The sequence below is a fragment of the Pseudarthrobacter chlorophenolicus genome (assembly GCF_000962805.1).
Taxonomy (GTDB): domain Bacteria; phylum Actinomycetota; class Actinomycetes; order Actinomycetales; family Micrococcaceae; genus Arthrobacter; species Arthrobacter chlorophenolicus_A.
The window spans coordinates 47486-74284 of sequence record NZ_JZTW01000010.1 but is presented as its reverse complement, the minus strand read 5'-3'; the positions used below and the strand labels follow the sequence as shown (position 1 = coordinate 74284).

At 65.2% G+C, this 26799-nt stretch carries 25 protein-coding genes; 4 read left to right on the top strand and 21 right to left on the bottom strand.

The features are described from left to right. The first annotated feature begins 11 nt into the window (after positions 1–11). Together UC32_RS11660 and UC32_RS11655 are read left to right on the top strand one after the other, a co-directional pair. Positions 12–959: an SPFH domain-containing protein gene (locus UC32_RS11660; RefSeq protein ID WP_045731383.1), complete on the top strand. Its 948-nt coding sequence runs from the start codon at positions 12–14 to the stop codon at positions 957–959. Between the two features lie 253 nt (positions 960–1212). After that, positions 1213–1560, top strand: coding sequence for an RNA polymerase-binding protein RbpA (locus UC32_RS11655; protein WP_013600997.1), 348 nt, complete (start codon positions 1213–1215; stop codon positions 1558–1560). An 80-nt stretch (positions 1561–1640) separates the two neighbouring features. Here UC32_RS11655 and UC32_RS11650 read toward each other — a convergent pair whose 3' ends face one another. The 18 genes from UC32_RS11650 to UC32_RS11565 all read right to left on the bottom strand — a co-directional run bounded on the left by UC32_RS11650 (position 1641) and on the right by UC32_RS11565 (position 22253). Next, positions 1641–2381: a polyprenol monophosphomannose synthase gene (locus UC32_RS11650; protein WP_045731382.1), complete on the bottom strand. Its 741-nt coding sequence runs from the start codon at positions 2379–2381 to the stop codon at positions 1641–1643. 92 nt (positions 2382–2473) lie between these two features. After that, entirely contained in the window at positions 2474–4129 is a 1656-nt protein-coding gene (locus tag UC32_RS11645) for an amidohydrolase (RefSeq protein ID WP_045731381.1), read from the bottom strand. Positions 4130–4195: 66 nt separating this feature from the next. Beyond that, positions 4196–7150 carry a DEAD/DEAH box helicase gene (locus UC32_RS11640; RefSeq protein WP_045731380.1) on the bottom strand — a complete coding sequence of 985 codons (2955 nt, stop codon included), beginning with the start codon at positions 7148–7150 and terminating at the stop codon, positions 4196–4198. Positions 7151–7170: 20 nt separating this feature from the next. Next, positions 7171–7965, bottom strand: coding sequence for a twin-arginine translocase subunit TatC (tatC, locus tag UC32_RS11635; protein WP_045731379.1), 795 nt, complete (start codon positions 7963–7965; stop codon positions 7171–7173). Between the two features lie 48 nt (positions 7966–8013). Then, complete coding sequence (tatA, locus tag UC32_RS11630) at positions 8014–8286, bottom strand: Sec-independent protein translocase subunit TatA (RefSeq protein WP_045731378.1); 273 nt, start codon at positions 8284–8286, stop codon at positions 8014–8016. Positions 8287–8318: 32 nt separating this feature from the next. Further along, on the bottom strand, positions 8319–8675 hold the full coding sequence (locus UC32_RS11625) for a hypothetical protein (protein ID WP_045731377.1): 357 nt from the start codon (positions 8673–8675) through the stop codon (positions 8319–8321). 10 nt (positions 8676–8685) lie between these two features. Continuing rightward, positions 8686–10677 (bottom strand): helix-turn-helix transcriptional regulator, encoded by a 1992-nt coding sequence (locus UC32_RS11620; protein WP_045731376.1) that lies wholly within the window; start codon positions 10675–10677, stop codon positions 8686–8688. Positions 10678–10797: 120 nt separating this feature from the next. Continuing rightward, positions 10798–11193, bottom strand: coding sequence for an FKBP-type peptidyl-prolyl cis-trans isomerase (locus UC32_RS11615; RefSeq protein WP_015937118.1), 396 nt, complete (start codon positions 11191–11193; stop codon positions 10798–10800). 77 nt (positions 11194–11270) lie between these two features. Further along, positions 11271–12233 carry an FKBP-type peptidyl-prolyl cis-trans isomerase gene (locus tag UC32_RS11610; protein ID WP_045731375.1) on the bottom strand — a complete coding sequence of 321 codons (963 nt, stop codon included), beginning with the start codon at positions 12231–12233 and terminating at the stop codon, positions 11271–11273. Between the two features lie 112 nt (positions 12234–12345). Continuing rightward, a complete protein-coding gene (gene pafA, locus UC32_RS11605; protein ID WP_045731374.1) occupies positions 12346–13710 on the bottom strand; it encodes a Pup--protein ligase in 1365 nt (454 codons plus the stop codon). An 8-nt stretch (positions 13711–13718) separates the two neighbouring features. After that, the gene (gene prcA, locus UC32_RS11600; RefSeq protein ID WP_045731373.1) at positions 13719–14429 is read right to left on the bottom strand and encodes a proteasome subunit alpha; all 711 of its coding nucleotides are present in this window, start codon (positions 14427–14429) and stop codon (positions 13719–13721) included. A gap of 1 nt (position 14430) precedes the next feature. After that, the gene (gene prcB / locus UC32_RS11595; RefSeq protein ID WP_045731372.1) at positions 14431–15252 is read right to left on the bottom strand and encodes a proteasome subunit beta; all 822 of its coding nucleotides are present in this window, start codon (positions 15250–15252) and stop codon (positions 14431–14433) included. An 81-nt stretch (positions 15253–15333) separates the two neighbouring features. Beyond that, on the bottom strand, positions 15334–15537 hold the full coding sequence (locus UC32_RS11590) for a ubiquitin-like protein Pup (protein ID WP_015937113.1): 204 nt from the start codon (positions 15535–15537) through the stop codon (positions 15334–15336). Between the two features lie 88 nt (positions 15538–15625). Continuing rightward, positions 15626–17299: a depupylase/deamidase Dop gene (gene dop, locus UC32_RS11585; protein ID WP_045731371.1), complete on the bottom strand. Its 1674-nt coding sequence runs from the start codon at positions 17297–17299 to the stop codon at positions 15626–15628. Further along, complete coding sequence (gene arc / locus UC32_RS11580; RefSeq protein WP_045731370.1) at positions 17296–19047, bottom strand: proteasome ATPase; 1752 nt, start codon at positions 19045–19047, stop codon at positions 17296–17298. Before arc ends, dop begins: the two co-directional genes overlap by 4 nt. 82 nt (positions 19048–19129) lie before the next feature. Continuing rightward, positions 19130–20191: a tRNA (adenine-N1)-methyltransferase gene (locus tag UC32_RS11575; RefSeq protein WP_045731369.1), complete on the bottom strand. Its 1062-nt coding sequence runs from the start codon at positions 20189–20191 to the stop codon at positions 19130–19132. A gap of 134 nt (positions 20192–20325) precedes the next feature. After that, positions 20326–21489: a site-2 protease family protein gene (locus tag UC32_RS11570; RefSeq protein WP_045731368.1), complete on the bottom strand. Its 1164-nt coding sequence runs from the start codon at positions 21487–21489 to the stop codon at positions 20326–20328. Positions 21490–21515: 26 nt separating this feature from the next. After that, the gene (locus UC32_RS11565; protein WP_052690572.1) at positions 21516–22253 is read right to left on the bottom strand and encodes an HAD family hydrolase; all 738 of its coding nucleotides are present in this window, start codon (positions 22251–22253) and stop codon (positions 21516–21518) included. Positions 22254–22404: 151 nt separating this feature from the next. Here UC32_RS11565 and UC32_RS11560 point away from each other — a divergent pair, with 151 nt between their 5' ends. Beyond that, on the top strand, positions 22405–23310 hold the full coding sequence (locus UC32_RS11560; protein ID WP_015937107.1) for a PAC2 family protein: 906 nt from the start codon (positions 22405–22407) through the stop codon (positions 23308–23310). Positions 23311–23380: 70 nt separating this feature from the next. Here the strand turns inward: UC32_RS11560 and mshC are convergent, their stop codons facing one another. Continuing rightward, positions 23381–24658 carry a cysteine--1-D-myo-inosityl 2-amino-2-deoxy-alpha-D-glucopyranoside ligase gene (mshC, locus tag UC32_RS11555; protein ID WP_045731366.1) on the bottom strand — a complete coding sequence of 426 codons (1278 nt, stop codon included), beginning with the start codon at positions 24656–24658 and terminating at the stop codon, positions 23381–23383. A 15-nt stretch (positions 24659–24673) separates the two neighbouring features. Further along, positions 24674–25507, bottom strand: coding sequence for an undecaprenyl-diphosphate phosphatase (locus UC32_RS11550; RefSeq protein WP_045731365.1), 834 nt, complete (start codon positions 25505–25507; stop codon positions 24674–24676). Positions 25508–25559: 52 nt separating this feature from the next. Here UC32_RS11550 and UC32_RS11545 point away from each other — a divergent pair, with 52 nt between their 5' ends. After that, positions 25560–26495 carry an aldo/keto reductase gene (locus UC32_RS11545; protein ID WP_045731364.1) on the top strand — a complete coding sequence of 312 codons (936 nt, stop codon included), beginning with the start codon at positions 25560–25562 and terminating at the stop codon, positions 26493–26495. Between the two features lie 18 nt (positions 26496–26513). Here the strand turns inward: UC32_RS11545 and UC32_RS11540 are convergent, their stop codons facing one another. After that, a complete protein-coding gene (locus tag UC32_RS11540; protein ID WP_015937103.1) occupies positions 26514–26777 on the bottom strand; it encodes a hypothetical protein in 264 nt (87 codons plus the stop codon). Positions 26778–26799: the final 22 nt, after the last annotated feature.

Here is a 26799-nt window from a genome sequence, read left to right as displayed (position 1 = left end):
GAAGGAAATGTATGGATAACGCAGGCAGCACCGCCTTGGCCGTCGTGCTGGTAGTACTGATCATCTTTGTGATCATCGTCCTGGTGCGGTCGGTCCGCATCGTTCCGCAGGCCCGGGCGGGGGTCGTGGAGCGCCTGGGCAAGTACCAGCGGACGCTCAACCCGGGGCTCACCATCCTGATTCCGTTCGTGGACCGCCTCCTCCCCCTGTTGGACCTCCGCGAACAGGTTGTCTCGTTCCCTCCCCAGCCGGTCATCACCGAGGACAACCTCGTGGTCAGCATCGACACCGTGGTCTACTTCCAGGTCACCGACGCGCGCGCTGCCACGTATGAGATCGCCAACTACATCCAGGCCGTGGAGCAGCTCACCACCACCACCCTGCGTAACGTGGTGGGTGGACTCAACCTGGAGGAGGCGCTGACTTCCCGCGACCAGATCAACGGACAGCTCCGCGGCGTACTGGACGAAGCAACCGGCCGTTGGGGCATCAGGGTCTCCCGGGTAGAGCTCAAGGCTATTGACCCGCCGCACTCCATCCAGGACTCCATGGAAAAGCAGATGCGCGCCGAGCGTGACCGCCGGGCCGCCATCCTCACGGCCGAAGGCACCAAGCAGTCGGCAATCCTGACCGCTGAAGGGCAGCGCCAGGCCGCCATCCTGAAGGCGGAAGGTGAGGCCAAAGCAGCCATCCTGAAGGCCGATGGCGAGTCCCAGGCCATCCAGAAAGTCTTCGACGCAATCCACAAGGGCAACCCCGACCAGAAGCTCCTGGCCTACCAGTACCTTCAGACCCTGCCGAAGCTGGCGGAAGGTACGTCCAACAAGCTGTGGATCATCCCCAGTGAAGTTGGCGAGGCGCTGAAGGGGATCGGCAGCGCCCTGGGCGGGACCAACCCAGACCCCGCAGCAGTGGGCGGCCTGTTCGACGAAACGGCGGCCAGGACACCTGAGCCCTGATCAAACCTGGGACGTTACGGTCCTGGCAACGAGGGGAGGAACCTGCATGGGTTCCTCCCCTCTTTTGGCCCTACGTGTCTGAACCCCGTACAATAGGGTATTTGTCCGGCAGGTATTGTTCCGCTGGAACAACAAAGCTTCGGAATGCGTTGAATCTTATGATGCAGCACAGAGCACACAGTAGTCCGGCGGCGCTTAGACGCTGCCGGCTAGCGCGGGTTTCCATTCCGCGAACCGACCAGAGGGAGAAATCATGAGCGATCGCAGCCTGCGGGGTATGCGCCTTGGCGCGCAGAGCATGGAGACAGAGTCAGGCGTAGAGCCGGCTCCGCGCCAGCGTGTCGAATACCGTTGCGAGGACGGCGAGCAGGTCTTCGTCACTTTCTCCTCCGAAGCAGAGATCCCGCCGGTGTGGGTTTCCAAGACCGGCAAGGAAGCACTGCTGGTCGACGGCGAACGCCCCGATACCAGCAACGACAAGGCCGTGCGCACGCACTGGGACATGCTCCTGGAGCGCCGTTCCCTGCCGGAGCTGGAACAGATCCTGGAAGACCGGCTGACCATCCTGCGCGAACGCCGCGGAGAGCGCCGCTCGGCATAGTCTGAGCCAGACACGACGAAAAGGAACTGCCCCGGCACATGGTGCCGGGGCAGTTCCTTTCTGCTGTGGTGGGCCGCTGGCTACCGCTTCGCCGCGGCCTTGCGGGCCAGGGTGTTCCAGCGGGCAGCCAGACCCCATTTGGTGACGTTGATCATGGCCTCGACAACGATGTTGCCACTCATCTTCGAAGCGCCCAGCTCACGCTCCACGAACGTGATGGGACGTTCCTCGATGCGCAGGCCCATCCGGGCCACGCGCCACGCCAGGTCAACCTGGAAGCCGTAGCCCACGGAATCAACCTGGTCCAGGTTGAGCTTCTCGAGGGTGGACCTGCGGAACGCGCGGTAGCCGCCGGTGACGTCCTTGATCTTCAGGCCCAGCATCAGGCGGGCATACGTGCTGCCCACCCGGGAAATGGCCTGGCGGTACAGCGGCCAGTTGACCACACTTCCGCCGGGAACCCAGCGCGAACCCATGGCCAGGTCTGCGCCCTGCTCCACGGCTTCAAGCAATTGGGGAAGCTGTTCGGGCTGGTGGGAGCCATCGGCGTCCATTTCCACGAGCACGTCGTAGCCGGCGTCGAGTCCCCACTTGAACCCGGCGATGTAGGCGGCGCCGAGTCCTTCCTTGCCCTGGCGGTGCAGGACGTGGACCTGGGAATCTTCGGCCGCCTTGGCGTCGGCCAGCTGGCCGGTGCCGTCGGGGCTGTTGTCATCCACTACCAGCACATCCGAGGCCGGCACTGCGGTCCGAAGGCGCTGGAGCGTCTTGGGCAGCGATTCCAGTTCGTTGTAGGTGGGGATGATCGTAAGGACGCGCACAGAGGGCCTTTCCTGGTGGGAGCGGTCGGTGCACCGGCCGGCAAGCAAGCTGCCTGTTGGCGCAACTACCCATTATAGGACGGGTGGCTGGGTCAGGATCGCAGGGCAGGGCTCGCGAACAGTTCGACGCCGTTCCGCACCGTCTGCAGGCAGGCGGGGTCGGACCCGGTGTCCAGGGCGGGCAGCAGCGGTGTGCGCGCCCGGGGATCGGTGCTCCAGGACTGGACGCGGCCATCGGCCACCTGGACCATCAGCTCTTCGACCTCCCACACAGCAAAGCTTGCCGGTGCTCCCGGTACCAGCTGTCCGGCCATGGGGTCGGAGTACTTGGCGGCCCGCCAGCCGGCTCGGGTGTGTCCCAGGAACGCGGCGCGGGCGGAGATGCGCTGGCCGTCGTTGTGGTGTTCCAGGCAGGCACGCACACTCGACCAGGGGCGAAGCGGAGTCACCGGGCTGTCGCTGCCGAAGCACACGGGCACACCGGCGGAGTACAGGGCAGCGAACTGGTTCATGGACCGGCTCCGCTCCCCCAGGCGCTGCCCATACAGGCCGCCGGGTCCGCCCCACGCGGCATCGAACGCCGGCTGGGCGCTGACGGTCACTGAATATTTTGCCAGCCGGGCTACAGCCTCGGCGTCCGTCATTTCCACATGTTCGAAGCGGTGGCCTGCCGCGCGGACGCGCTGCTCTCCCACCTGTTCGGCCGCCAGGTCCAGCGCCGCCAGTGCTGTGTCCAGGCCTGCGTCCCCGATCACATGGAACCCGCCCTGGATGCCGGCCAGTGAACAGGCTGCGAGGTGCGCCGCAGCTTCGTCGATGCCCAGATACAGGCTGCCACGCTCTTCGGGCGCGTCGCTGTAGCCGGAGCGCAGGGCTGCCGTGCGTGAGCCGATGGAACCGTCAATGTTCAGGTCACCCGCCAAACCGCGGATATCGAAGCCGAACTGCGATATGAGGTTGCGTGCCTGTTCCTCGGTTGCTGCCAGCTCGCCCCAGTAGGGCAGGACTTCCGGTTGTGCCGGCATTCCGGGACCCGCGGTATTCCATGCCGCCGCAAGTCGCAGGTCATCCGCGCCGCCAATGTGCGGGGCACCCATTTCGGCGAGGGCAACGTAGCCATTCGCTGCCGCCTCGGCCAGGGCCTTGGCCTGGTATCCGCGAAGGACGTCGGCGGGCAGGCGTCGCGCGGACCGCCTGGCAGCCGCGTGGGCCGCGCGCGAAACTCGCGCACCGCCGTCGTACCCTTCTGCGTCCTGCAGGCCAGGCTCCCGTGCCAGGGCACCCGAGACCAGTGCAGAATGGACGTCCACGCGGGACAGATAGACGGACCGGCCGCCGGCCGCCCGGTCGAGTTCGTCAGCAGTGGGCAACGTGGCGTCGGTCCACTGTGTCTCGTCCCAGCCGTGGCCCAACACCGGTCCGCTGCCGCCGGCTGAGGCAACGGCGTCCAGCAGTTCCCGGGCGGAGTTCACGGATGCAAGCTTCAGGGAATCGAGGGCAATGCCCGTTTCCGTCAGGTGCGCGTGCGAATCCACAAACCCCGGCGTGACAAGGGCACCCCGCAGGTCGATGATGTCCATCTTCGAATCAGCAATGGAGGACGCCGCCTGTTCGGACCCCACCCAGGCCACGGTATCGCCGTCCACCAACATGGCCGTGGCGAACGGATCCGCAGCAGTGTAGACGGATCCGTTGCGGTAGAGCACTGCCTTGGAACGGTGATTGGACTCTGGACCGGACGTGGTCATGGGCGAAAGGCTCCTCGCATAGGGGCGTGCCGGAACAGCCCCGGCACGATGGGGCAGACAGTGCGTTTACTGGACGGATGAATAGGCCACGACGCCGCGGCGGATCAGGTTGATTGCCTCTCCGCACAGCCGGGCAAGCCGTGGTTCGAGGCCCGGAATCTTGGCGATCTGGTCCAGCAGGTCCACTACCTGCTTGACCCAGCGGACGAAGTCTCCGGCGGCGAGGTCGGTACCGCTCAGCACATCCTGCAGGTGGCGCCCGCGCGCCCATTTGTAGATGGGCCACACCAGGCCGAGTTCGGGCTCACCGGTCAGCGGCAGCTTGTTCGCTTCTTCGATGTCTTCGAGCGCTGACCATTCCCGGACCACGATGTCCACCGACGTTTCCAGGGAGACGCTCGGCATCCGGGGACGCAGTCCGCGGTCCTCGCGCTTTGCCTGGTAGACGAGCACACTGGCCAGGGCGGCGACCTCGACGGCGTCGAGGTCGCCGAAGGCGCCCAGGCGGAGCGACTGGGAAATCAGGAGGTCCTTCTCGCCGTAGATCCGCCGGAGCCGCTGTCCGTCCGGGCTGATGGTCAACCGGCCGTCAGTTGAGGCGTCCAGGTAGCCGTAGGCGGACAGGACGTCGCAGACGCGGTCAAAAGTTTTCGCAATGGTGTTGGTGCGCCCCTGGATCTGGCGCACCAGGTTGTCAGTTTCACGCCGCAGCTTCCACCAGCGCTCAGACCAGCGGGCGTGGTCTTCCCGTTCGCTGCAGCCATGGCACGGGTGGGCGCGGAGGGCCCGCCGCAGTTCGGCAATGCGCTTCTCCTGGTCCGGAAGCGCAGTGGCAAGGCCAAAATCGTTGTTGCGGTTGTGCCCCCGCGCGGGAGGCCGGTTCTCGCGCAGGGCATTCCTTGCCGAGGACGCAAGATCGCGCCGCGACTTGGGGACCTTGGCGTTGAAAGACTTGGGGATACGGATCCGGGTTACGGGCGCGATGGGGCCCTCCAGGTCGTCCGTGCCGATCCTCCGCAGCTGGTTGTCGAGGGTCAGGACAGCCGGCCTTGGTTCCCTGCTGCTGTGGTCCGAGCTGAGCACGATGGCCGGGCCGGGTGCCCTGCCGCCGGGAACGTCCACCACGTCGCCGGGCATGAGCCTGGCGAGGGAGTCGTCGCTCATCGACTTGCGGGCCCGGGTTGTGCTGCGGGACGCGGCGTTTTCCACGTCCGAGAGCTCGCGGCGCAGCCGTGCGTATTCGGTGAAGTCACCCAGATGGCAGGTCATGGATTTGGCGAAACCGGCAAGGGATTCCTCACGGCTGCGTACCTGCCGGGCCAGGCCCACCACGGACCGGTCGGCCTGGAACTGGGCGAAGGAGGACTCAAGGATCTCACGGGCCCTGGCACGGCCGAACTGGGCCAGCAGGTTGATGCTCATGTTGTAGGTGGGGCGAAAACTGGAATTGAGCGGGTAGGTGCGCCTGGACGCCAAGCCGGCCACCGCCGTCGGGTCCCCTCCCGGCTGCCACAGGACCACCGCGTGCCCCTCGACGTCGATGCCGCGCCGGCCGGCGCGTCCGGTGAGCTGCGTGTACTCGCCGGCGGTGATGTCCACGTGGGCTTCACCGTTGAACTTGTCGAGCTTTTCCAGCACCACCGACCGTGCCGGCATGTTCACGCCCAGGGCAAGTGTCTCCGTGGCGAAGACGGCCTTGACCAGCCCGTCGGCGAAGAGCTTCTCCACCACTTCCTTAAAGGTGGGCAGCATCCCGGCGTGGTGGGCGGCGAAACCGCGGAGCAGTCCGTCGCGCCAGCTCCAGAAGCCCAGGACGTCGAGGTCATCCGGCGGAATGTCATGGCCGGCCTCATCGACGCGTTCGGCGATGATCCGCTGTTCCTTTTCCGTGGTCAGCCACAGACCCGAAGCAACACACTGGGCCACTGCGGCGTCGCAGCCGGCCCTGGAGAAGATGAAGGTGATGGCGGGCAGCAGGTCCATCCGGTCCAGGCTGGCGATGACCTGGGGGCGGCTGGCCCGCCGCACGCCCATCTGTTCGGCAGGACGTACCGGCCGGTCGTTGCCCCGCCGGCCGCGCTGCACCCGGCCGGGCCTGCTCCGGAAGCCCTGTTGGCCTTCGTTGCGGGCAACGGTCAGGAGCTCCGGGTTGACGTCGAAGCCGCGGTTTGTGTCTTTTTTGCGGTTCTTGCCGCTAACGGTTGCTGGCTGTTCGTCGTCGGCAGCATCTACCGCAGGCGCAATTTCATCGAAAGTGGTTTCGCCGGCGAACAGGTCCATGATCCGGCGGCCTACCATGACGTGTTGCCACAGGGGTACCGGCCGGTGTTCGGAGACGATGATGTCCGTGTCGCCGCGGACGGTGTCCAGCCACGCACCGAACTCCTCTGCGTTGGACACCGTGGCGCTGAGGGATACCACCTGCACCTCGCTTGGCAGGTGGATGATGACTTCTTCCCACACGGCTCCGCGGAACCTGTCGGCCAGGTAGTGCACTTCGTCCATCACGACGTACCCGAGGTCGTCCAGGGTGGCCGAATCGGCGTAAAGCATGTTGCGGAGGACTTCGGTGGTCATGACCACCACCGGGGCCTCGCCGTTGATGCTGGTGTCGCCTGTCAGCAGGCCAACATTCTCAGCGCCGTACTTCTCGCCGAGTTCAGTGAATTTCTGGTTGCTGAGCGCCTTAATGGGGGTGGTGTAAAAGGCTTTGAGGCCGCGCTTGAGGGCCAGGTAGATGGCGAATTCCCCGACGATGGTCTTTCCTGCACCTGTCGGCGCGGCCACCAGGACGCCCTTGCCCCCTTCCAAGGACCTGCAGGCCTGCCGCTGGAAGTCATCGAGCTCGAAGTCGAGGGTCTGGATGAAGGCACCGAGGTCCGTGGCGGCCTCCGCGCGCCGCTCCGCGCTGGCCCGGTACCTTTCGGCGGGTGAGAGCTCTTCGGCATCGTCACCCGGCCCCGGCGAGAACGGTCCGCTGGTGATTGGGCCTGTGGAGAACGGCCCGGTATTGGAGGACATACACCAAGCCTAATGGGAGCTTAGAGGTTCCCCAGTTCACTGCTGGGGGTTGCGACGTCTGCGGTGGCCTCGGTTTCGGCAGCCACCTTCGACTCGCGGCGCGCACGGCGTTTGTCATTCATCAGGCAAACACCGATCGCCGCGAAGAACAGCACCAGGAGGGGCCCTGCAAGCATGAACATGGAGATGGCATCGGCGCCGGGTGCGGCGATGGCCGCCAGCACGAACACCAGGAAGACCGTAATACGCCAGGCTTTGAGGATGGTGCGTCCGGACAGGATGCCCGCCATGTTGACGCCCACCAGTACCACCGGCACCAGGAAGGCTATACCCAGGACCAGCACCATGCGCGTGACGAACTCGATGTAGGTTCGCGCATCAATGACGCTGGATGAGCCTTCGGGCGTGAACTGCGTCAGCGCGTGGACCACCTGGGGTACCACCAGCCAGCCGGCCCAGATCCCGGCAAGGAACAGCGGAACCGCCGCAGCCATATAGCCCAGCGTGTAGCGGCGCTCCTTCGACGTCAGGCCCGGGGTGATGAAGGCCCACAGCTGGTAGATCCAGATGGGGCTGGAGATGACCACGCCGATGAGGAGCGACATCTGGAGCTTAAAGTCGAACGGGGACGCGATGCTGCCGAAGTTGATGGCGGCGAGGCCACCGGTCTGGTCTGAAATACGGTTGACGGGCTCTGCCAGGGCCTTCAGCAGCGGATCGTAAAGTATCCAGCCGCCGATGCCGCCGATGACGACTCCGATGGCCGACTTGATCAGCCGGTTCTTCAGCTCCTTGAGGTGGTCCCAGAGGGACATCCGCCCCTCTGGGTTGGCTTTACGGGCCCGCTTCAGTGCCACTGGGGTTTAGGCGCGGTTCGACGGCGGAACGTCAGTGCCGTCGGTCGGCTCTCCCGGCTTCGCCTTGGGGTGGTTCACGATGGTGCCCTCCACCGGCCCGGAGGCGTCGGTGGACTCGGTTTTGCCGTCGTTCTTCATTTCCTTGACCTCGGATTTGATGATCCGCATGGACTGGCCAAGGCTGCGCGCCATGGCGGGGAGCTTGGGAGCGGCAAAGAGAAGCAGTGCGACAACGATGATAATGACGATGGGCCAGGGGCCATCAAACAGTCTTCCCATGGGAAATCCTTTCCTCTAAAAACATCCTACTTCTATGTGAAGTCGAGATCTGTGAGAGCCTGCGGCTGGCCCCGGTCCTTCTTGCGCTGCACTCGCCGAAGGCGGCGTTCTTCCCGGCGGGAGGACTTGGATGCCTCGTAATCATGTCGCATGTCGGCGGGCGAGGCAAAAACGGCAGAGCCGGCGGCCGGACGCGTCGTGCCGGGCTGTTGATCCTGGTGATCAGACCCGGGCAGCGGGCCAACGCGGCCCAGCTTGTCGCCGGCGGCGCCAAGGTCCTTGACTGTGGCCATGAACTTGCGGAACAGGCGAACGCCCAGCACGAAATAGAAGAGGAGTGACACGGCAACCAGTGCCACCCATAACAGGATCCAGAACCACCAAGGCATGCTGAGAAGTCTAGCCGCCGTACCGTGCCAGGGCGGCTTCCAGCCAGTCCCGGGCCGTGTCAGCCAGCCCGGCAGGTTCGAGGATCCGGACCGCTCCCCCGTGCTGGGCCACGAACATGGGCAGCCAGCCGGTGTTTCCGAACCGTATCTCCGCCACGAGACCGCCGTCGGGAAGGTCTGCGGTGCGGTCGGCGTAGTAGTCCTCCGCCAGGCCCCGGCCCTGCCTGGTGAGCTGCAGGGTAACCGTCGTGTCGTCGTCGTTCGGGGTGAAGAGCTTGGCCGGAACACCCTCCGCGGGCGTCCTGTCCCCCGCTGTGGGATTCCCGTTCGGGCGGACATCCTGCACCCGGTCCAGGCGGAAGTTCCGCAGCCCGTTGACCCGGTGGCAAAACGCCTCAAAATACCAGGTGTTATCCAGCGAATAGAGCCTGAGCGGGTCCACGTCGCGCTCGGACACGGCGTCCCGCTGCGGCGACAAGTACGTGAGGTGGAGTTGAGCACCGGAGACGATGGAGTCCCGCACCGTCGCGTGCGTTGTTGCGTCGCCGGGTGCAACTTCCGGACCGGACAGGGAAGCGGCGCGCAGGCCCTCCTCCCCTGCCGCTGCCAGCAGCTTCAGCGTCACCGACTCCAAGGCACCGCCCTCGGCGACGTCCGGCAGCCCGTTCAGCGTTTCGAGGCCGGTGAGCAGCGCGCAGGCTTCCTCCACGGTGAAGCGAACCGGTTTCTTCAGGTCCAGGTCCTGGGTGATGAAAACGTGGTCGTCTTCCCACTGGATATCCAGCAGGTCATCCGGGTAGCCCTCGGGCAGTCCTGAGCAGATGAGGATCCGCAGGTCATCCTCAAGTTCTGCGCGGCTCACCCCGAAGTGCTCCGCGACATCGTGGATGTGCAGTCCCTGGTTGTGGACCAGGAACGGGACCAGCTGGAGCATGCGTTTGAGCTGCTCCTCCGACGTCCCCTTGCGGACCTTACGTGCGGGGGCGGCCGGGAAGGAATATTCAGGAACAGGTGCTGCACTGAAGGCGGCTGCGGCGCGAAGCCTGCGCTCCACCGCCCGGACCAGTTCGGCCGGGGCTACCGGCAGAGCGTCGGGACCGTAGGACGCGAGCTCCTCGGCCAGGACTTCGGGGTCACGGAAGTCCAGGCCCAGGCGTTCGTAGCCCACGGCAGGCTCTTGGACCACGGTGTCCCGTTCGGCTCCGGCGTCCTTTGCCCGGCCCCTCAGCGCCAGCAGTCGTCCTTCCCGGACATCCACTACGGCGGTGCGGAGCGGCAGTTCCGGGAGTCGGGCAAGTTCAAGCCGGATGTTGAAGTCGGCCGGTGGCTGGAAAGACTCTTTCGGCAGCGTCGTGACGGGACCCGTGAAGCGCGACAGGCGGAAGTGCCGGGGCTCCCGCCGTGCCCTGTCAAAACCCATCAGGTACCACTGCCCGAAGCGGCTGCCCAGGCCCCATGGTTCAACTGTGCGGACTTCTTCCTTGCCGGTGGTGCCGGCCAGGTAGGGGAAGGTCACGGCGTGCCTGGAGTGCATGGCCGCCACGAGGTCGTCGAATGCCTGGCCTGCCGGCCTGATGCGGGGCTGGACGCCTGAGGGAAGCTCGACGTCGGCCATCCGCCCGGACGCCTGGAGCTTGCGGAGCGCGCTCTGGGCAGCGGTGCCGAGGGCTGCGCGTTCCCACAGCTGGGATGCCAGCAGCAGGACTGTCCACTCTTCCGGGCCGAGTTCGACGTCGGGAAGCCGGTTGGATTCCTTGCCGATCCGGTAGCGGGTAGTGGCGGGGTCATCCTCACTCCAGCCAAGGTCCGTCAGGGTTTCAACGTCGAAGCCGAACTGGCGCAAATCATTCTTGTCCCGTTCGAACATCCGGCCAAAGGCGACGTCGTTACCGGACTCGTCGTGGTAGACCTTCTGCCGCAGTTCGCTGCGGCGAAGCCCGTAACGGGTGTTCAGCAGCGCGATCAGGAGGTTCAGGAGGCGCTCAGTTCGGGAGAGGGACACCCTGTGTACGTTACTAAAGTCCTCGCCTGAACGCAGAAAGCGCGGCAGCCCGCGGGACCGATGTCCTGCGGGCTGCCGCGCTTCCGACGGCGGAACTGCGCCGTGCGTCTGCGGCGGGTTCTAGCGGACTCCGACCAGGTCCACGACGAAGATCAGGGCCTCGTTGGGGGCAATCGCCCCGCCGGCGCCACGGGAACCGTAGGCCAGCTCCGAGGGAATTTCGAGGCGGCGGCGGCCGCCCACCTTCATGCCCAGCAGGCCCTGGTCCCATCCCTGGATGACCTGGCCAACGCCCACGCGGAAGTCCAGCGGTGCGCCGCGGCCCCAGGAGGCGTCAAACTCTTCGCCGGTGGACCAGGCAACGCCCACGTAGTGGGTGGAGACGGTGTCGCCGGCCTTGGCTTCGCGGCCGTCGCCCTCGATGAGGTCGGTGATCACGAGTTCGGTGGGGACGTCACCCTCGGGGAAGTCGATTTCAGGCTTGGTACGGTCGAAATCCCGCTGTCCAAATGACATGCTTGCTCCTTTGATCTGTGCTGTGGGGATACTGGTTCTGATTCCGCGGACTGGCCGCGGCACGTCTGTAAGTGTGGCTACTTGGCGCCGAGGATGTCCACTACGAAGACAAGATCGCCCTTGGCTTCGCCCTGGCCGGCGTCACCGTAGGCCAGGTCCTTTGGGATCACCAGGAGGACCCGGGAACCCACCGTCTTGCCGGCGAGGCCCTGGGTCCAGCCCTTGATGACCTGGTTCAGCCCAAAGCTCGCCGGTTCGCCGCGATCGAAGCTGGAGTCGAACTTGGTGCCGCCCACCAGGTTGACGCCCACGTAGTTCACCGTCAGGGTGTCAGTTTCCTTGACGGTCGCCCCGGTGCCTTTGATGAGGTCCTGGGAGACCAGCGCGGTGGGGGCTGCTGCACCTTCAACGTTGATTTCCGGTTTGCCGTCCTTTTCCGTCACGGTGGGCAGGCCGGCCGGCGGGGTTACGGTTTCGCCCTGGGGCTTGTCCAGTACGGGAGTCGGGTCACCGGCGGAGAGCACCTTGATGATCAGGAGCTGGGTGGGGCTGGCCGGGGCGCTCGGCGTCGGGGTGGCTCCGGCTGACGGGCTGGCTGCGGGGGCACTCTTCTGTCCCGGCACTGCCAGTGCAATGCTGGAGCCGACCTTCGCGCCCACGAATGCGTTGTAGATGACGGCGCTGTTGGTCTTGAGGTCGTCGTTAAGCTCGAGGGGTTCGGGCTCGCTGGGGAAGGTGTCTTCCAGCGTGGAGCCGTCTGCACCGTTGAGGGCGAGGACCGAGATGTTGGCGATCTGGTTTGCCTTGACGGTGTCGCCAGTGCCCTCGGCGACAACCTTGACGGTGGGCTCAGCCACTTCGAACGGCTTGGGGAAGTCCACGCCAGGGGCTTTTTTGTCCCCGTTGTCGGTCAGCTTGAGGGTGTCGAACTTGGCAGTGTCGCCAGCGGACTGGCTGGTGGGTTCCGGCTCTGCGGTCGAGCCTCCGCAGGCGGTGAGCAGCAGCAGGCCGGGCAGGAGGATTGCTAGTAGTCGGCGCACGTAAAGAACTTTCGTCGGGGCAGGGTGGACGCGATGTTCCGCATGGCAGCGGACAGCATCGCTGCGGGCACCTTAAAAGGGCCTTATCCAGAATAGCCCGTGAAGCTGGGTGTCAGCCCATAGAGTCAAGGAGGGCATCAACCCGGTCGTCAACACTCCTGAACGGGTCCTTGCAGAGGATGGTCTGGTGGGCGCGGTCGTTGAGCTTCAAGTGGACCCAGTCCACCGTGTAGTCACGTCCCAGCTCCTGCGCCCGGCGGACAAAGTCGCCGCGGAGCTTGGCCCGGGTGGTCTGCGGCGGTGCGTCCACGGCGTCCTTGATCACGGTGTCGTCCACCAGGCGGCGGACCGCTCCACGGGACTGCAGCAGGTAGTACAGGCCCCGGCTCCGCGAGATGTCGTGGTAGGTCAGGTCCAGTTGGGCAATCCGTGGCGCGTCCAAAGCCAGGCCATGGCGTTCGCGGTAGCTGTCCATGAGCTTCTTCTTGATAGCCCAGTCAATTTCGGTGTCGATGCTGCGTGTATCTCCGCTGTCGATGGCCTTGAGCGTGCGCTCCCACAGGTCGAGGATCAGCGGTACGTGGGGGTTGTGGGCACCATGTTCGCGCACGAAGGCAGTGACTTTCGTCAGATACTCCTGCTGGATTTCCAGCGCGGTCAGTTGGCGGCCGTTGGCCAGCCTGACCAGCGCGCGGCCGCTGAGGTCGTGGGAGATCTCGCGGATGCTGCGGATGGGATTTTCCATCCGCATGTCCCGCATGATGACGCCGGCCTCGATCATCCGCAGGACCAGGTCGACGGTGCCCACCTTCATCAGGGCGGTGGTTTCCGACATGTTGGAGTCACCAACAATGACATGCAGCCGGCGGTAGAACTCGGCGTCGGCGTGTGGCTCGTCCCTGGTGTTGATGATGGGGCGGGACCTGGTGGTGGCGGAGGATACGCCTTCCCAGATGTGGTCCGCCCGCTGGGAAAAGGCGTAGGTTGCCCCGTGCGGTGTCTTGAGGATTTTGCCGGCTCCGGCGATGAGCTGGCGGGTGACGAGGAACGGGATCAGGATCTCGGCGAGCCGGGAGAACTCTCCCCGCCTCGGGATCAGGTAGTTCTCGTGGCTGCCGTAGGAGTTTCCGGCGGAGTCGGTGTTGTTCTTGAACAGGTAGACAGTGCCGTTGAAGCCCTCGGCGGCAAGGCGGGCCTGGGCTTCGTCCACGAGGTCGTCCAGGATGAGTTCGCCGGCACGGTCATGTGCAATGAGCTGGGCAAGATCGTCGCATTCTGCGGTCGCGTACTCGGGGTGTGATCCGACGTCCAGGTACAGCCGGGAACCGTTCGTGAGGAATACGTTGGACGAACGGCCCCAGCTGACAACCTTGCGGAACAGGTAGCGGGCTACCTCCTCCGGGGCAAGAGGCCTCGAATCGGGGCTTGAATACGAGATTCCGAATTCTGTTTCGATGCCGAAGATTCTCTTGTCCATCTCTCCTCCTACGCCAGCAATGCAGTGATGTCTGCGTCGTTGAGCCTGCGGAAGGCGCGGCGGGCGCCGCGTACTTCCTCTGAGTGCCGGTCAAGGACCGCCACTTCAATCGCACGTGCCGGGACCGGCTTGGCCGTATCTTCCGCCTCGGGTGCCGGAGCGAGGCCGTTGAGGGCGAGGCGGACGGCGTCCGGGAAACCCAGTGACGCCCGCCAGCCCTGGTCAATGGCTGAGGCGACACGCTCTGCCTGGCCACCCATCACCACGAAGCTGTGTTCGTCAGCGATGGAGCCGTCGAATGTGAGGCGGTACAAATGGTCCTCAGCCTGAGTGGCACCTACCTCGGCCACTGCGAGTTCCACTTCGAACGGCTTCTGTTCGGCGGTGAACACTGCGCCAAGGCTTTGGGCGTATACGCTGGCAAGCCCGCGGGCGGTGACATCCTCGCGGTCGTATGAGTAGCCGCGGACATCGGCATAACGCACGCCGGCCTGGCGCAGGCTTTCGAACTCGTTGTACTTGCCGACGGCGGCAAACGCGATCTTGTCGTAAATCTCACCGATCTTGTGAAGCGAGGGAGAGGGGTTTTCGGCCACGAGGGCGATCCCGTCTTCGCAGCTGATCACCACAACTGACTTTCCGCGTGCGATGCCCTTCCGGGCGAAGTCCGCTCGGTCCTTCATCAGCTGTTCGGGAGAGACGTAAAACTGCTGTGTCATATCAGGCCTCCCGTCCGGCGATGGTGCGGGCCTCGATGACGCTCAGCGAGGCAGCGGCGAGTTGTTCTTCCGCCACGCGGCGGGTGCCGGTGCTGTCCACCGTGTACACCACGGGCCAGAGCCTGCGCACGGTATCCGGGCCTCCTGTGGCGGAGTCGTCATCTGCGGCGTCGAACAGGGCCTCGATGGCCACAGCGACGGCTTCCTCAGCGGAGAGGTTGGGGCGCCAAAGTTTCTTGAGGGCTCCACGGGCGAAGACCGACCCGGAACCCACCGTGTGGTGTTCATGTTCTTCGTACCGGCCGCCGGTGACGTCGTACGAGAACAGCCTGCCGACACCGGCGCTGGTGTCGAAGCCGGCGAACAGGGGTACTACGGCCAAACCCTGAAGCGCCAGGGGAAGGTTTCCGCGGATCATCGCGCCCAGCCTGTTCGCCTTGCCTTCAAGACTGAGGAGGGTTCCCTCAATCTTTTCGTAGTGTTCCAGTTCCACCTGGAACAGCCGAGTGAGGTCAATGGCGATGCCGGCGGTGCCCGCGATGCCCAGCACGGAGTAACGGTCGGCCGGGAACACTTTCTCGATGTGCCTGCTGGCGATGACGTTGCCCATGGTGGCCCGCCGGTCCCCCGCCATCAGCACACCGCCGTTGTAGCCCATGGCCACGATGGTGGTGGCATGGGGCACCTGGAGCGGGGCGGCAGCTGTTGCGCCGCCCTGCCCTGAGCGGTTGAACGGCAGGAGCTCCGGCCGGTCGCGCTGAAGGTGTTCGGTGAATGACGAGGTGGCGTTCGCGGCTACCTTGTTGGCGGTTGATTCCTGCACTCATGCACTCCTAAAACGTGGTGTTCAACGTCGGTACAGATTCCGGCCGTCCGCGGCTTCCGCCACCATCCGGGGTCCGGGTTACTGGCCGCCCTTTTGGACGAAGGCCCGGACAAATTCCTCGGCGTTCGATTCGAGAACGCCGTCGATTTCGTCGAGCAAATCGTCCACGCCTTCGGTCGATGCCGAGGCCTGCGCCTCCGGCGGTGCGGGCGGTGCCTCGGGAATGTCTTCGTCGACCTGGCTGTCGCGTGATTGCGGCTGCTGCTGCTCCTGGCCTGCCATTGCTATCCCTTCCCTTTTGTTGCCGGCGGATCCGGCAGATCCACCAATATATGCCCATCCTGCCACGCCCCGGGGCGTCCCGTGCGGTTTACGCCGCAGGCGGAGCGGTGTTGTGTCCCAGCAGTTCACCGAGGAACGGACCGGCCTCGCGATAGCGCTCAAAAAGGGCCCCCGTCAGGGCTTTTGTGCCGCGAAGGGGCTCACGGGTAGGCACCCGCTGCAGCCGCCCGTAGCCTGGAACATCGAAGATGACGGAGTCCCAACTGGCCCCCACTACATCCTTGCCGAAGCTGCTGATGCACTTGCCGCGGAAGAACGCCCGGGTGTCCGCGGGAGGTTTCCCCACAGCTGCCGAGATTGCAGCGTCCTCCACCACGCGCTGCATCCGGTTCCGTGCCAGGAGCCGGTAGTAGAGGCCCTTTTCCGGACGGATGTCGGCCCACTGAAGATCCACCAGTCCCAGCCTTGCGTCATCCCATTCCAGCCCATCACGCTGACGGTAACCGTCCAGGAGTGAAAGCTTGGCAAGCCATTCCACAGAGGCCGCCGCGGCGGCCCGGTTGCTGTCCAACTGCGTGAGGACTTCAGCCCAGCGTTTAAGGACCTCGTGGGTATGGCCGTCACCATCCACGGCGTCGCCCACACCGGTGTCCTGGGCCAGCTTTGCCGCCGCTTCGTGGTACATCCACTGCAGATCGAGGGCGGTGACCCGCCGGCCGTCCACCAGGCGCACGGTGGCGGTCAGGGAGGTGTCATGGCTGACTGCCTGCAGCGCCCGCACGGGCTCGTGCACTTCGATCTTCGGTGCCAGACCGGCTTCAATCAGGCTTAGAACCATGGCAGTGGTTCCGAATTTGAGGTAGTTGGAGACCTGGCTGAGGTTGGCGTCGCCAATGATCACGTGGAGCCGGCGGTACTTGTCCGCCGTGGCATGCGGTTCATCCCGGGTGTTGATGATCGGCCTGCGGATGGTTGTCTCCAGCCCCACCTCGGCTTCGAAGAAGTCCGCGCGCTGGCTGATCTGGTACCCCGCCGTCGAACTGTCCTGGCCAATGCCCAGGCGTCCGGCGCCGCATACGGCCTGCCGGCTCACGAAGAAGGGCGTCAGCCCGCGGACAATGTCGGCGAAGGGAACCGACCGTGGCATGAGGTAGTTCTCGTGGGAGCCGTAGGACACCGATTTGTTGTCCGTGTTGTTCTTGTAAAGATTAACGGGCGGCAGGTCCGGGTCTGCGGCGAGCCGGCGGACCGCTGCCAGTGCCACGAGGTCCCCTGCAGCATCCCAGGCCACGGCGTCCCTGGGGTTGGTGACCTCGGGGCTGGAGTACTCGGGATGCGCATGGTCCACGTAGAGCCGTGCCCCGTTGCCCAGGACCATGTTCATCAGGAGGGATCCGGACTCGTCCTGGCCATCGAGGTCCAGGTCCTCACGTCCGTATGCCAGCGCCACCGCTTCGGCATCAAGGACTGGCGGCTGGTCAGTGAGCTGGCTGGGATGGGCCGATTCCCTGTCCACAGTCCAGCCGCGGGCGTCATGCAGCGGTTCTTCATCCGTGTAATCCCAGCGGGTTTCCGCTCCGCCAGCTGCGCGCTGCCGGGTGACCTGGGCGTACGCCTGGACCACCCGGGCACTCATCATGGTGGCGTTGGCCGTGGGGGCAGTGGGAGCGTGGATCCCGTACTCGGTTTCCGCGCCCATGACCCGCATGGCGCCGCCGGCGGGCAGGCCTCCCCCGCCCGCCGGTTCCGGTGCAGCCGTCACAGATACTGTCCGGTGGTGGGCGTGGTTTCGATGGACTTGCCGGGTTCCTGCCCGGCCTTGCCCTGGACAATCGTCCGGATGTAGGTGATCCGTTCGCCCTTCTTGCCGGAGATCCTTGCCCAGTCATCAGGGTTGGTGGTGTTGGGCATGTCCTCGTGCTCGCGGAACTCATCAACCACGGCCCGCAGCAGGTGGTCGATCCGAAGCCCCCTTTGTTGGCTGGTGAGCAAATCCTTGATGGCGTACTTCTTGGCACGGTCCACCACGTTCTGGACGACTGCGCCGGAGTTGAAGTCCTTGAAGTACAGCATCTCGGTGTCCCCGTTGGCGTAGGTCACCTCAAGGAACTCGTTGGACTTGTCGGTGGAGTACATGGCCTCCACGGTCCGCTGCACCATGGCGTCCACCGTGGCCTGTACGTCGCCGTTGTGCTCGGCAAGGTCAGACTCGTGGAAGGGCAGATCCGGAGTGATGTATTTATTGAAGATGTCCGCTGCCGCTTCGGCGTCGGGGCGGTGGATCTTGACTTTGACGTCAAGGCGGCCCGGCCTGAGGATGGCGGGATCGATCATGTCCTCTCGGTTGGAGGCGCCGATCACGATCACGTTGTCCAGCCGTTCCACGCCGTCGATCTCGCTGAGCAGCTGCGGGACGATGGTGGTCTCGACGTCGGATGAGATGCCCGTGCCCCTGGTCCGGAACAGCGAATCCATCTCGTCGAAGAAAACCACGACGGGGCTGCCATCCGACGCCTTCTCCCGGGCGCGGGCGAAGATCAGCCGGATGTGGCGTTCCGTTTCGCCCACGTACTTGTCGAGCAGTTCCGGGCCCTTGATGTTCAGGAAGTAGCTCTTCAGGTCCACGTTGCCGGAGCGTTCAGCCGCACGGGCGGCCAGCGAGTTGGCCACCGCCTTGGCGATCAGGGTCTTGCCACAGCCTGGAGGGCCGTACAGGAGGATACCCTTCGGTGCTTTCAGCCCGTGCTCACGGTAGAGATCGGGGTGCAGGAACGGCAGTTCCACGGCGTCGCGGATCTGTTCGATCTGCGGGCCCAGGCCGCCGATATCCTCGTAAGTGATGTCCGGAACTTCCTCGAGGACGAGGTTCTCGACCTCGGAGCGGGGCACCTTCTCGAGTGCGTACCCTGTCCGGGAATCGATAGACAGGGCATCACCAACCCGGAGTTTCTGTGTAAGCAGGGCACCCGAGAGCCGGACCACCCGTTCCTCATCGGCCCGGCCCACCACGAGTGCCCGGTCGGCTCCAAGCATTTCCTTGAGCGTGGCCAACTCACCGGCACGTTCGTAGCCCAGGCCCGCCACGATCAGCAGCGCCTCGTTCAGCAGGACCTCCTGGCCCACGGCGAGCTGGTTGATATTCACCAGGGGGCTGAGGCCTACGCGCATCTTCCGGCCCGCGTTGAAGATGTCCGCGGACTCCTCCGTGGCTGCCTGTCCACTGTTGCCCGGGGCCGGTTGGCGCCGCGGGTTCAGCTGCAGGATGGTACCGAAGCTGTACGGTGGCTGCCCTTCCTGGTCCAGCGCGTTTTTAAGGCGGAGGATCTCCGCCTTCGCGGTTTCAAGCATGCTGACCAGCTTGGTGTTGTTCTGCGTTGCCGCAGCCAACTGGCGGTCGATGTGCCTGAGTTTGTCCCGGAGGATGTTGACCTGACGGTCGGCAACCGAGAGGTCATTGGCGGCAAATTGCTCTGCCGGTGTACGTCCGGAGTCCTGGTTCGGTGTCTCCATGATGCATCAGCCCCTTCCTGCTCTTCTCTTAAGACATTAGTCCCAAGAGGGCAGCTAGGGATGGAGACTCCCGAAATGTGGACTAGTTCGTGACCTCGGGAGTGTCCTTGACGTTGGTCCCGGCGATCGCATCCCGGGCTGCGCGCCGAAGTTTCTTGTCAGATACGGCGCGCTCCCCTACGGCACCCGGAGTCCAGGCGTTGACGTCGTCTTCGTTGAATTCAGTCTTCGACGGCCGGCGCTTGACGGAGATGCCGGTGACGCCGTCGGCGAGCCGCCGGGTGACCAGCAGGAAGCCGGTGTGTGCCACCATGCGGTGGTCCGGGCGTACGGCAAGGCCTTCGAGGTGCCAGCCTCGGACCATTGATTCCCAGGCGTCCGGTTCGGTGAACCGGCCGTCGGCGCGGATGGCTTCCGCGGTGCGGGACAGCTGGGTGACGGTGGCTACGTAGTTGATCCAGACGCCGCCGGGAGCGAGGACCGTCGCGACCGCGTCGAGGCACTCCCAGGGTGCCAGCATGTCCAGGACCACGCGGTCCACGGAACCGGGAGCTTCGCTGCGGACCACCTCTTCCTGGAAGTCCCCCAGGGAGATCTGCCAGGCCGGGTGCGGGCCGCCGAAGATTGTCTCCACGTTGCCGCGGGCGATGTCCGCGAACTCTTCCCGGCGTTCGAAGGAGTGCAGGTAGCCCTGGTCGCCTACGGCGCGGAGCAGGGAGATGGACAGGGCTCCCGAGCCGACGCCGGCTTCAACGACCCGTGCGCCGGGGAAGATGTCTGCCATGGTGACAATCTGCCCGGCGTCCTTCGGGTAGACGACGGCGGCGCCGCGCGGCATCGACAGGACGAAGTCCGAGAGAAGGGGGCGCAGCGTCTGGTACTGCTGGCCCACGTTGTTCACTACAACGGAACCATCCGCCTTTCCGATGATGTCGTCGTGGTTCAGGAAGCCCCGGTGGGTGTGGAAGGCTCCGCCGCGTTCAAGGGTGACGGTGTTCATCCGGCCCCGCTCGTCGGTCAGCTGGACGCGTTCGCCTTCGCGGAAAGGCCCGCGGCGCCGCGCGGCGCCGACGGGCTGCGAACCGCTGGTTGCCCCACCGGCCCCTGCTGCTGTGGCGCCGTTGACGGCGGTTTCGCTGCTCATGATGTTCCTCGCTCCTGTAAACCTGTGGTGCCTGCGCATGGCTGCCTGGTAGTTGCCTCGGCGGCATGGCACACCGGCAGGTAACTCTACCGGTTCCGGCCGCTCCACTGCTCGCGGGAGGGCCGCATGGTTACCTATGCCTGGCGGGGGCGCCGGTTCTTGCCGGTGATGGCGGCGAGGACGGCATCCTGCGTCAGCAGCCCGGTCACCACCCCGTTATGGTCCACGACGGCGTAGTGCTTGCCCTCAACCTGGGCGAGGAACTGGATGAGTTCCTGCCCCTTCGACCATTCCGGGACGTAGGCGCCAGGGGCCAGTGCGAAGGCGACGGCGGTGACCGGAGTGGATCCCGCGGCTGCTTCGGGAACTGTTGCCAGGGCGGCCGGATCAACGACCCCTTGCGGCCTGCCGTCGGGGCCGCAGACAACCACCGACGCTTGGGCCGCCGCACCGTGGCCCAGGAGATCCCGAACAGAAGCGGTGGCGGGAACCGCGATGGCTGGAGTGGAAAGTCCCGCGGCCGTTACCAGCGGCAGGCGGGCCCGGAGGGTGCCTTGCTGGATGGAGGCCGAAGCTCCCATCCACAGGAAGCTGCAGACCAGTACGGTGATTATGACCATCACGAAGTCCGGATCGCTCCCGGCTAACATGGGCCGGAAAATGAACCAGGCCACCAGCGCCACCACGATGATGCGGCCGGCCCATCCTGCGGCTACCGTGCCCTTCGCCTGGCTGCCGGTTGCTTTCCAGACGGCCGACTCGACCAGGCGGCCGCCGTCCAGCGGGAGGCCGGGGAGTACGTTGAAAGCGCCGATGAGAAAGTTGGCCCACATGAAGATGTTGTTGAGGATTCCAACGGCACTGTCCGATGGCAGATAAGGAAGAAGCAGCCACCCAGCTCCCGCAAGAACGAAGTTGACCCCCGGTCCGGCCAAGGCAACCACGACGGAACGTCCGGGGGAAGCAGTAAAGCTCTCGAACTGCGTATGTCCACCCCACAGGTTGAGGACGATTTTCTGCGTGGGCCAGCCGTAGACTCTCGCGCTCAGGGCGTGGGCCAGCTCGTGCACAAGGACTGAGATAAGCAACAGGACCGAATAGCCAAAAGCGACAACAAAGGCGCCGGTGCCCAGATGTGGGTAATTACGGTGCAGCACCGGCCCGTAAACGATCACGGTAAACGCGGCAATGATGAACCAGGAGTATGCGAGGACCACCGGCACGCCGGCGATCCGGCCCAACGGGATTCCTTCGCGGCGGCCCGGTGCCGCAGGTTCCGGTGCCGCAGGTTCCCGCATCCCGGGCCCTCCGGGCGCCGGCGCCGTCACGGTGTTGTCCCGACGGCGGCTGCGGGCCCGTCAGCAGGGCTTGCCGTGTCCGCGGCGGCGAGGAGTTCCTCGAGGTCCGTGCGGGAACGTCCGGCCAACGTGTCCCACAGTGTGTAATGCGAGTGCTCGGGCAACGGGACAATGTGTGGAATGGCTACCGTGGTGACCCCGGAGGCAACGGCGGCGGCGACGCCGGGAGCCGAATCCTCCAGTGCCACGCAGTGACCCAGGTGCAGGTGCGGGTCCGTTTCGCGAAGCCGTTCGACGGCGGTCAGGTACGCCTCCGGGTGAGGTTTACCACGGCTGACGGTGTCGCCGGTGACGAGGATTTCGAAATACTGGCGGGGAAGGCTCTCCACCACCTGGCGGGCCAGCGGCCCCTCTGACATGGTGACCAGGGCGCACCGGATACCGGCGAGGTGGAGGTCTTCGAGGAGTTCGCGGGCGCCGGGCCGCCACGGCACCTCCCGCCGTACGCTGCTGACGACCTCGGCGGTGAGGTGGTCGATGATGTCCCGGATGCTGAGGGCAACGCCGGCCTTCTGGAGGAGGCCGGCGGAGAAAGTCAGGGACTGCCCCACCAGCTGCATGGCCTGCTCGTGGGACCACGTGCCGCCGTGGGCTTCCACCAGCGCGTGCTCGGCGGCAATCCAGTACGGCTCCGTGTCCACAATGGTTCCGTCCATGTCCCAGAGGACGGCTTTAAGCGGTGATTCGGAGCCTTCATGTTGCATGCCCCCAAGTCTACGGGGACATGCTGGGCGGACCCTGAGGGCTACGCCCTTGGCGAATATGCGGCCGCTGACCCTGTGGTGGCTGGCGGTTGCCGATGTTGTGGCGCTTCATTCCCTGCACGCGCGCACTCCTTGGACGTAGGGTGATGGAATGAATAGCTTCGAGGGAGACACCGCCGATACGGGTGCCGGGCCCGAGCGGGAACGGTTCCTGCAGCCAGTTGCCGGGGGGCAGCGAGTCACGGTGATGCTGGCCGCCTTTGAGGGCTGGAACGACGCCGGGGAGGCCGCAAGCGACTCGCTGCGTTACCTCAACAAGCTGTGGGGCGGCAAGAAGGTAGCGTCCATCGACGCCGACGAATATTACGACTTCCAATTCACCCGACCCACGGTGCGCAGGAACGCGGCCGGAGAACGGAAGATCAAATGGCCTTCCACCCGGATCTATAAAGCCAGTGCGCCCAATTCGAATGTGGACGTCATCTTCGTCCAGGGCACCGAACCGTCCTACAAGTGGCGGGCCTACACGGCCGAACTGCTGGTGCACGCCGAAGCCTTGAACGTGGACTACGTGGTGCTGGTGGGCGCGTTGCTGGCCGATGTTCCGCACAGCCGGCCCATACCGGTAAGCACGTCGTCGGATGATGCTCCGCTGCGGGAGCGCATGAACCTTGAAGCGTCGCAGTACGAGGGACCGGTAGGCATCGTGGGCGTCTTGTCGGAGGTGGCGCTGCTGGCCGGGCTTCCCACCGTGTCGCTGTGGGCCGCCGTTCCGCACTACGTGGCCCAGGCGCCGTCCCCTAAAGCCCAGCTGGCACTTCTGCACCGCATCGAGGAGCTGCTGCAGGTGCCACTGGACACCCACGAGCTCGCCGAGGAAGCGGACGCCTGGGAGCGCGGCGTGGACGAACTGGCTACCGAGGACCCGGAGATCGCGGCCTACGTCCGGCAGCTGGAAGAGGCCAAGGATACGGCCGACCTTCCGGAGGCCACCGGCGAATCGATCGCCAGGGAGTTCGAGCGTTACCTTAAGCGGCGGGGCCAGGACAGGCCCTGACCTGACGAAGGAGCCCTGCCGGGAATACTCCGGCAGGGCTCCTTCTTCGTTAGCAACGGCGCGTGGAAGCCTATAGCTGAACCCCGAGGAGGGCGTCGACGGCGTCCCTCACCAAGGTCCGGTCCGAAGCGCTGGCCGGAGCGCCGCCGTCGTTCGCCTGCCTTGCCCAGCGCGACACTGCCGCGACGGCCGCGGGTGCGTCCAGGTCGGCTGCCAGTGCGGCGCGCATCTCATCCACCAAGGGCGCGGCGGACCCTTGCGGTGCGTGCTCAAGGGCGCGGCGCCAGGCGGCCAGGTCTGCCTTGGCTGCGGCGAATCCCTCGTCCGTCCAGGACCAGTCCGACCGGTAATGGTGGGCCAGGATCGCCAGGCGGATGGCCGCGGGATCCTCCCCCGCTGCGCGGAGCTTGGAGACAAGCACCAGGTTGCCCTTGGACTTGCTCATCTTTTCGCCATCCAGGCCCACCATGCCGGCGTGCGCGTAGTGCTTGGCCAGGGGTACCCCGGCGAGCGAATAAGCGTGCCCGGCACCCATCTCGTGGTGCGGGAAAATCAGGTCGGAGCCGCCGCCCTGGACGGTAAAAGGTGCGGGCAGGTATTTCTGCGCGATCACGGTGCACTCGATGTGCCAGCCGGGTCGGCCGTCGCCCAGGCTTCCGCCGGGCCAGTGCGGTTCGCCCTCCCGCGCCACCCGCCACAGCAAGGGATCCAGCGCCTGCCGCTTGCCGGACCGGCCGGGGTCTCCGCCGCGTTCGGCAAAAAGTTCCAGCATTTCGCTTTCGGACAGTCCCGAAATGGAACCAAGGCTCCACGCATCGGGGGCAACGGACTGCTTTCCGGCGGCTTCGACGTCGTAATAGACGTCTCCGTCGGGTTCGCCGTTGGTTCCGGGAACTGTGTAGGCCAGGCCTTGGCTGACCAGCCGTTCCACCTCGGGCACGATGAGGCTGATGGACTCCACTGCCCCTACGTAATGGTCCGGTGACAGGACGTTCAGGGCTTCCATGTCGGTCTGGAAGAGATCGATCTGGCTTTGCGCGAGTTCACGCCAGTCCACGTTGGTGGCCGTTGCGCGCTCCAGGAGCGGATCATCGATGTCCGTAACATTCTGGACGTAGTCCACGTCTTTGCCGGCGTCCCGCCAGGCGCGGTTCAGCAGGTCGAAGGCGACATAGCTGGCCGCATGGCCCATATGCGTGGCGTCATAGGGCGTGATGCCACAGACGTACATCGAAGGCCTGTCCCCGGACTCCAGCGCCACCTCATGGCCGGCTGCGGTATCGAACAAGCGGATGGCAGGCATGGTGCCGGGCAGGGTTTGAACGGGGCGGGAAGTCCAGGATTTCACAGACCAAGCCTAGTGCTAGGCGCTGATGACGCCGAAACCGAGGAGCAGGTACAGGGCAAGGCCCAGGAAAATCCGGTACCAGACGAACAGCCGGTAGCTGCGGGTGGAGACGAACTTCAGGAACCAGCCAATGATGACGTAGCCCACCACGAAGGCGATGATTGTGGCCAACGCAGTTTCGGGCAGTCCGTAGGGGCCTGTGATCCCGTCCTTGGATACCACCTTGTAAAGCTGGTACAGACCGCTGCCAAAGACAGCAGGAATGGCCAGGAGGAAGGAGTACCGGGCGGCCGCTTCGCGGGTGTAGCCCATGAGGAGGCCGGCGGTGATGGTTCCGCCGGAGCGGGACACGCCGGGAATGAGGGCCATGGCCTGGGCGAACCCGTAGAGGATGCCGTGTTTGTAGGTCAGCTGGGTGAGGTCCCGTTCCTGCTTTCCCACGGCGTCGGCCACGGCGAGGATCAGGCCGAAGACGATCAGCATGGTGGCTACGATCCACATGCTGCGGAGCACCGATTCGATCTGGTCCTGGAACAGCAGCCCAAGGACAATGATGGGAAGGCTGCCCAGGATGACCAGCCACCCCATCCGGGCGTCCGGGTCCTGCCGGGACACCTTTCCGGCCAGCGAACCGGCCCATGCCTTCACGATGCGGACAATGTCCCGCCAGAAGTAGACAACGACGGCCGTTTCAGTCCCCAGCTGGGTGATGGCCGTGAATGCCGCCCCGGGGTCCTCCGCGTTGGGCAGGAACTGCCCCACGATCCGCAGGTGCGCGCTTGATGAAATCGGTAGAAATTCGGTCAGTCCCTGCACAAGGCCCAGCAGGGCCACCTCAAACCAGTTCACGCTAAGACCCTACGGCATGGGCATGGGTGTATCTGCCCGTAAGCTTGCTGCTATGCAGCAGCGTTACGTCGGCAACAGTGGATTGCGGGTTTCAGCCTTATCGCTCGGCACCATGACGTGGGGCGGGGAAACCGACGAACAGGACGCCTCGGAGCTGCTGAGGACCTTCCTTAATTCCGGCGGACGGCACGTGGACACGGCGGCCTCGTATGCCGGCGGCCGGTCCGAAGCGATGCTGGGTACGCTGCTGGGCGATGTGGTCTCCCGGACCGGGCTGACCATCTCAACGAAGGCCGGTATGACGACGCCGGATGGCCGGCGCGGCGTCGACACGTCCAGGAATGCGATGCTCACCGGCCTCGACGCGAGCCTTGCCCGGTTGGGCACCGATTATGTGGACATCTGGTTCGCCGAGGCCTGGGACGGGAACGTCCCGCTTGAGGAGACCCTGTCCGCCCTCGAGTTCGCGGTCCGCAGCGGCCGCGCCCGGTATGCCGGCATTTCCAATTACACCGGGTGGCAGGCGGCCAAGGCAGCAGTCCTGGCAGGCTTTCCCCTCGTGGCGGCGCAGGCTGAATACTCCTTCCTGAACCGCGGTCCCGAGGCCGAATTAATCCCGGCCGTGGAGGACGCCGGCATGGGCCTGATGGCCTGCGCACCCCTAGGCCGTGGCGTACTCACCGGAAAGTACCGGGGCAGCATTCCTTCGGGTTCGCGCGGCGCGTCGGTAACCGGCTCCGGTTCCATTGAGCCGTACCTGGCGGAACGGCCGTCCCGCACCGTGGAAGCGGTGTGCACCGCCGCGAAGGGCCTGGGCAGGACGCCGCAGGACGTGGCGTTGAGCTGGCTGCTGGCTCAACACGGAGTGGCTACCGCAGTGGTGGGGCCCCGGACGCCTGTCCAGCTGAAGGAAACCCTCGAAGCCCAACTGTCTCCGCTGCCGCCTGAAATTGCACGGGCACTGGAAGACGTGTCCGCCGCGCCATAGTTTGCTTGGAAGCCTGGCCTACTCTTCGACGATCTCCAGATCCTCGTCGTCCACGTCGCTGTCTTCGTCTTCATCATCCTCGTCGTCGAAGACCTGAAGCGGGGTCACTTCGTTGTAGGCCTCGTAGAGGGCGTCTTCATAAACTTCGAATGCATCTGCCACTGCAAAAAAGGCTGCCTCCACGGAGGGGTCACCGTCTCCGCGGCGGTTCGATGCTGCTATAAGGTGTTCTTCCAAAGCGGTGGTCAGGGACGAAAGCGCGACACGCGGATCGATGCTCATGACTTCACGTTAGCGGGAAAAG

Bases quoted from the DNA above. Each gene is read 5' to 3' on its own strand.
- UC32_RS11660 (WP_045731383.1), top strand. From the start codon at position 12: ATGGATAACGCAGGCAGCACCGCCTTGGCCGTCGTGCTGGTAGTACTG.
- UC32_RS11655 (WP_013600997.1), top strand. From the start codon at position 1,213: ATGAGCGATCGCAGCCTGCGGGGTATGCGCCTTGGCGCGCAGAGCATG.
- UC32_RS11645 (WP_045731381.1), bottom strand. From the start codon at position 4,129: ATGACCACGTCCGGTCCAGAGTCCAATCACCGTTCCAAGGCAGTGCTC.
- UC32_RS11640 (WP_045731380.1), bottom strand. From the start codon at position 7,150: ATGTCCTCCAATACCGGGCCGTTCTCCACAGGCCCAATCACCAGCGGA.
- tatC (WP_045731379.1), bottom strand. From the start codon at position 7,965: ATGTCCCTCTGGGACCACCTCAAGGAGCTGAAGAACCGGCTGATCAAG.
- tatA (WP_045731378.1), bottom strand. From the start codon at position 8,286: ATGGGAAGACTGTTTGATGGCCCCTGGCCCATCGTCATTATCATCGTT.
- UC32_RS11625 (WP_045731377.1), bottom strand. From the start codon at position 8,675: ATGCCTTGGTGGTTCTGGATCCTGTTATGGGTGGCACTGGTTGCCGTG.
- UC32_RS11615 (WP_015937118.1), bottom strand. From the start codon at position 11,193: ATGTCATTTGGACAGCGGGATTTCGACCGTACCAAGCCTGAAATCGAC.
- pafA (WP_045731374.1), bottom strand. From the start codon at position 13,710: ATGGACAAGAGAATCTTCGGCATCGAAACAGAATTCGGAATCTCGTAT.
- prcA (WP_045731373.1), bottom strand. From the start codon at position 14,429: ATGACACAGCAGTTTTACGTCTCTCCCGAACAGCTGATGAAGGACCGA.
- UC32_RS11590 (WP_015937113.1), bottom strand. From the start codon at position 15,537: ATGGCAGGCCAGGAGCAGCAGCAGCCGCAATCACGCGACAGCCAGGTC.
- arc (WP_045731370.1), bottom strand. From the start codon at position 19,047: ATGGAGACACCGAACCAGGACTCCGGACGTACACCGGCAGAGCAATTT.
- UC32_RS11575 (WP_045731369.1), bottom strand. From the start codon at position 20,191: ATGAGCAGCGAAACCGCCGTCAACGGCGCCACAGCAGCAGGGGCCGGT.
- UC32_RS11570 (WP_045731368.1), bottom strand. From the start codon at position 21,489: ATGCGGGAACCTGCGGCACCGGAACCTGCGGCACCGGGCCGCCGCGAA.
- UC32_RS11565 (WP_052690572.1), bottom strand. From the start codon at position 22,253: ATGCAACATGAAGGCTCCGAATCACCGCTTAAAGCCGTCCTCTGGGAC.
- UC32_RS11560 (WP_015937107.1), top strand. From the start codon at position 22,405: ATGAATAGCTTCGAGGGAGACACCGCCGATACGGGTGCCGGGCCCGAG.
- UC32_RS11545 (WP_045731364.1), top strand. From the start codon at position 25,560: ATGCAGCAGCGTTACGTCGGCAACAGTGGATTGCGGGTTTCAGCCTTA.
- UC32_RS11540 (WP_015937103.1), bottom strand. From the start codon at position 26,777: ATGAGCATCGATCCGCGTGTCGCGCTTTCGTCCCTGACCACCGCTTTG.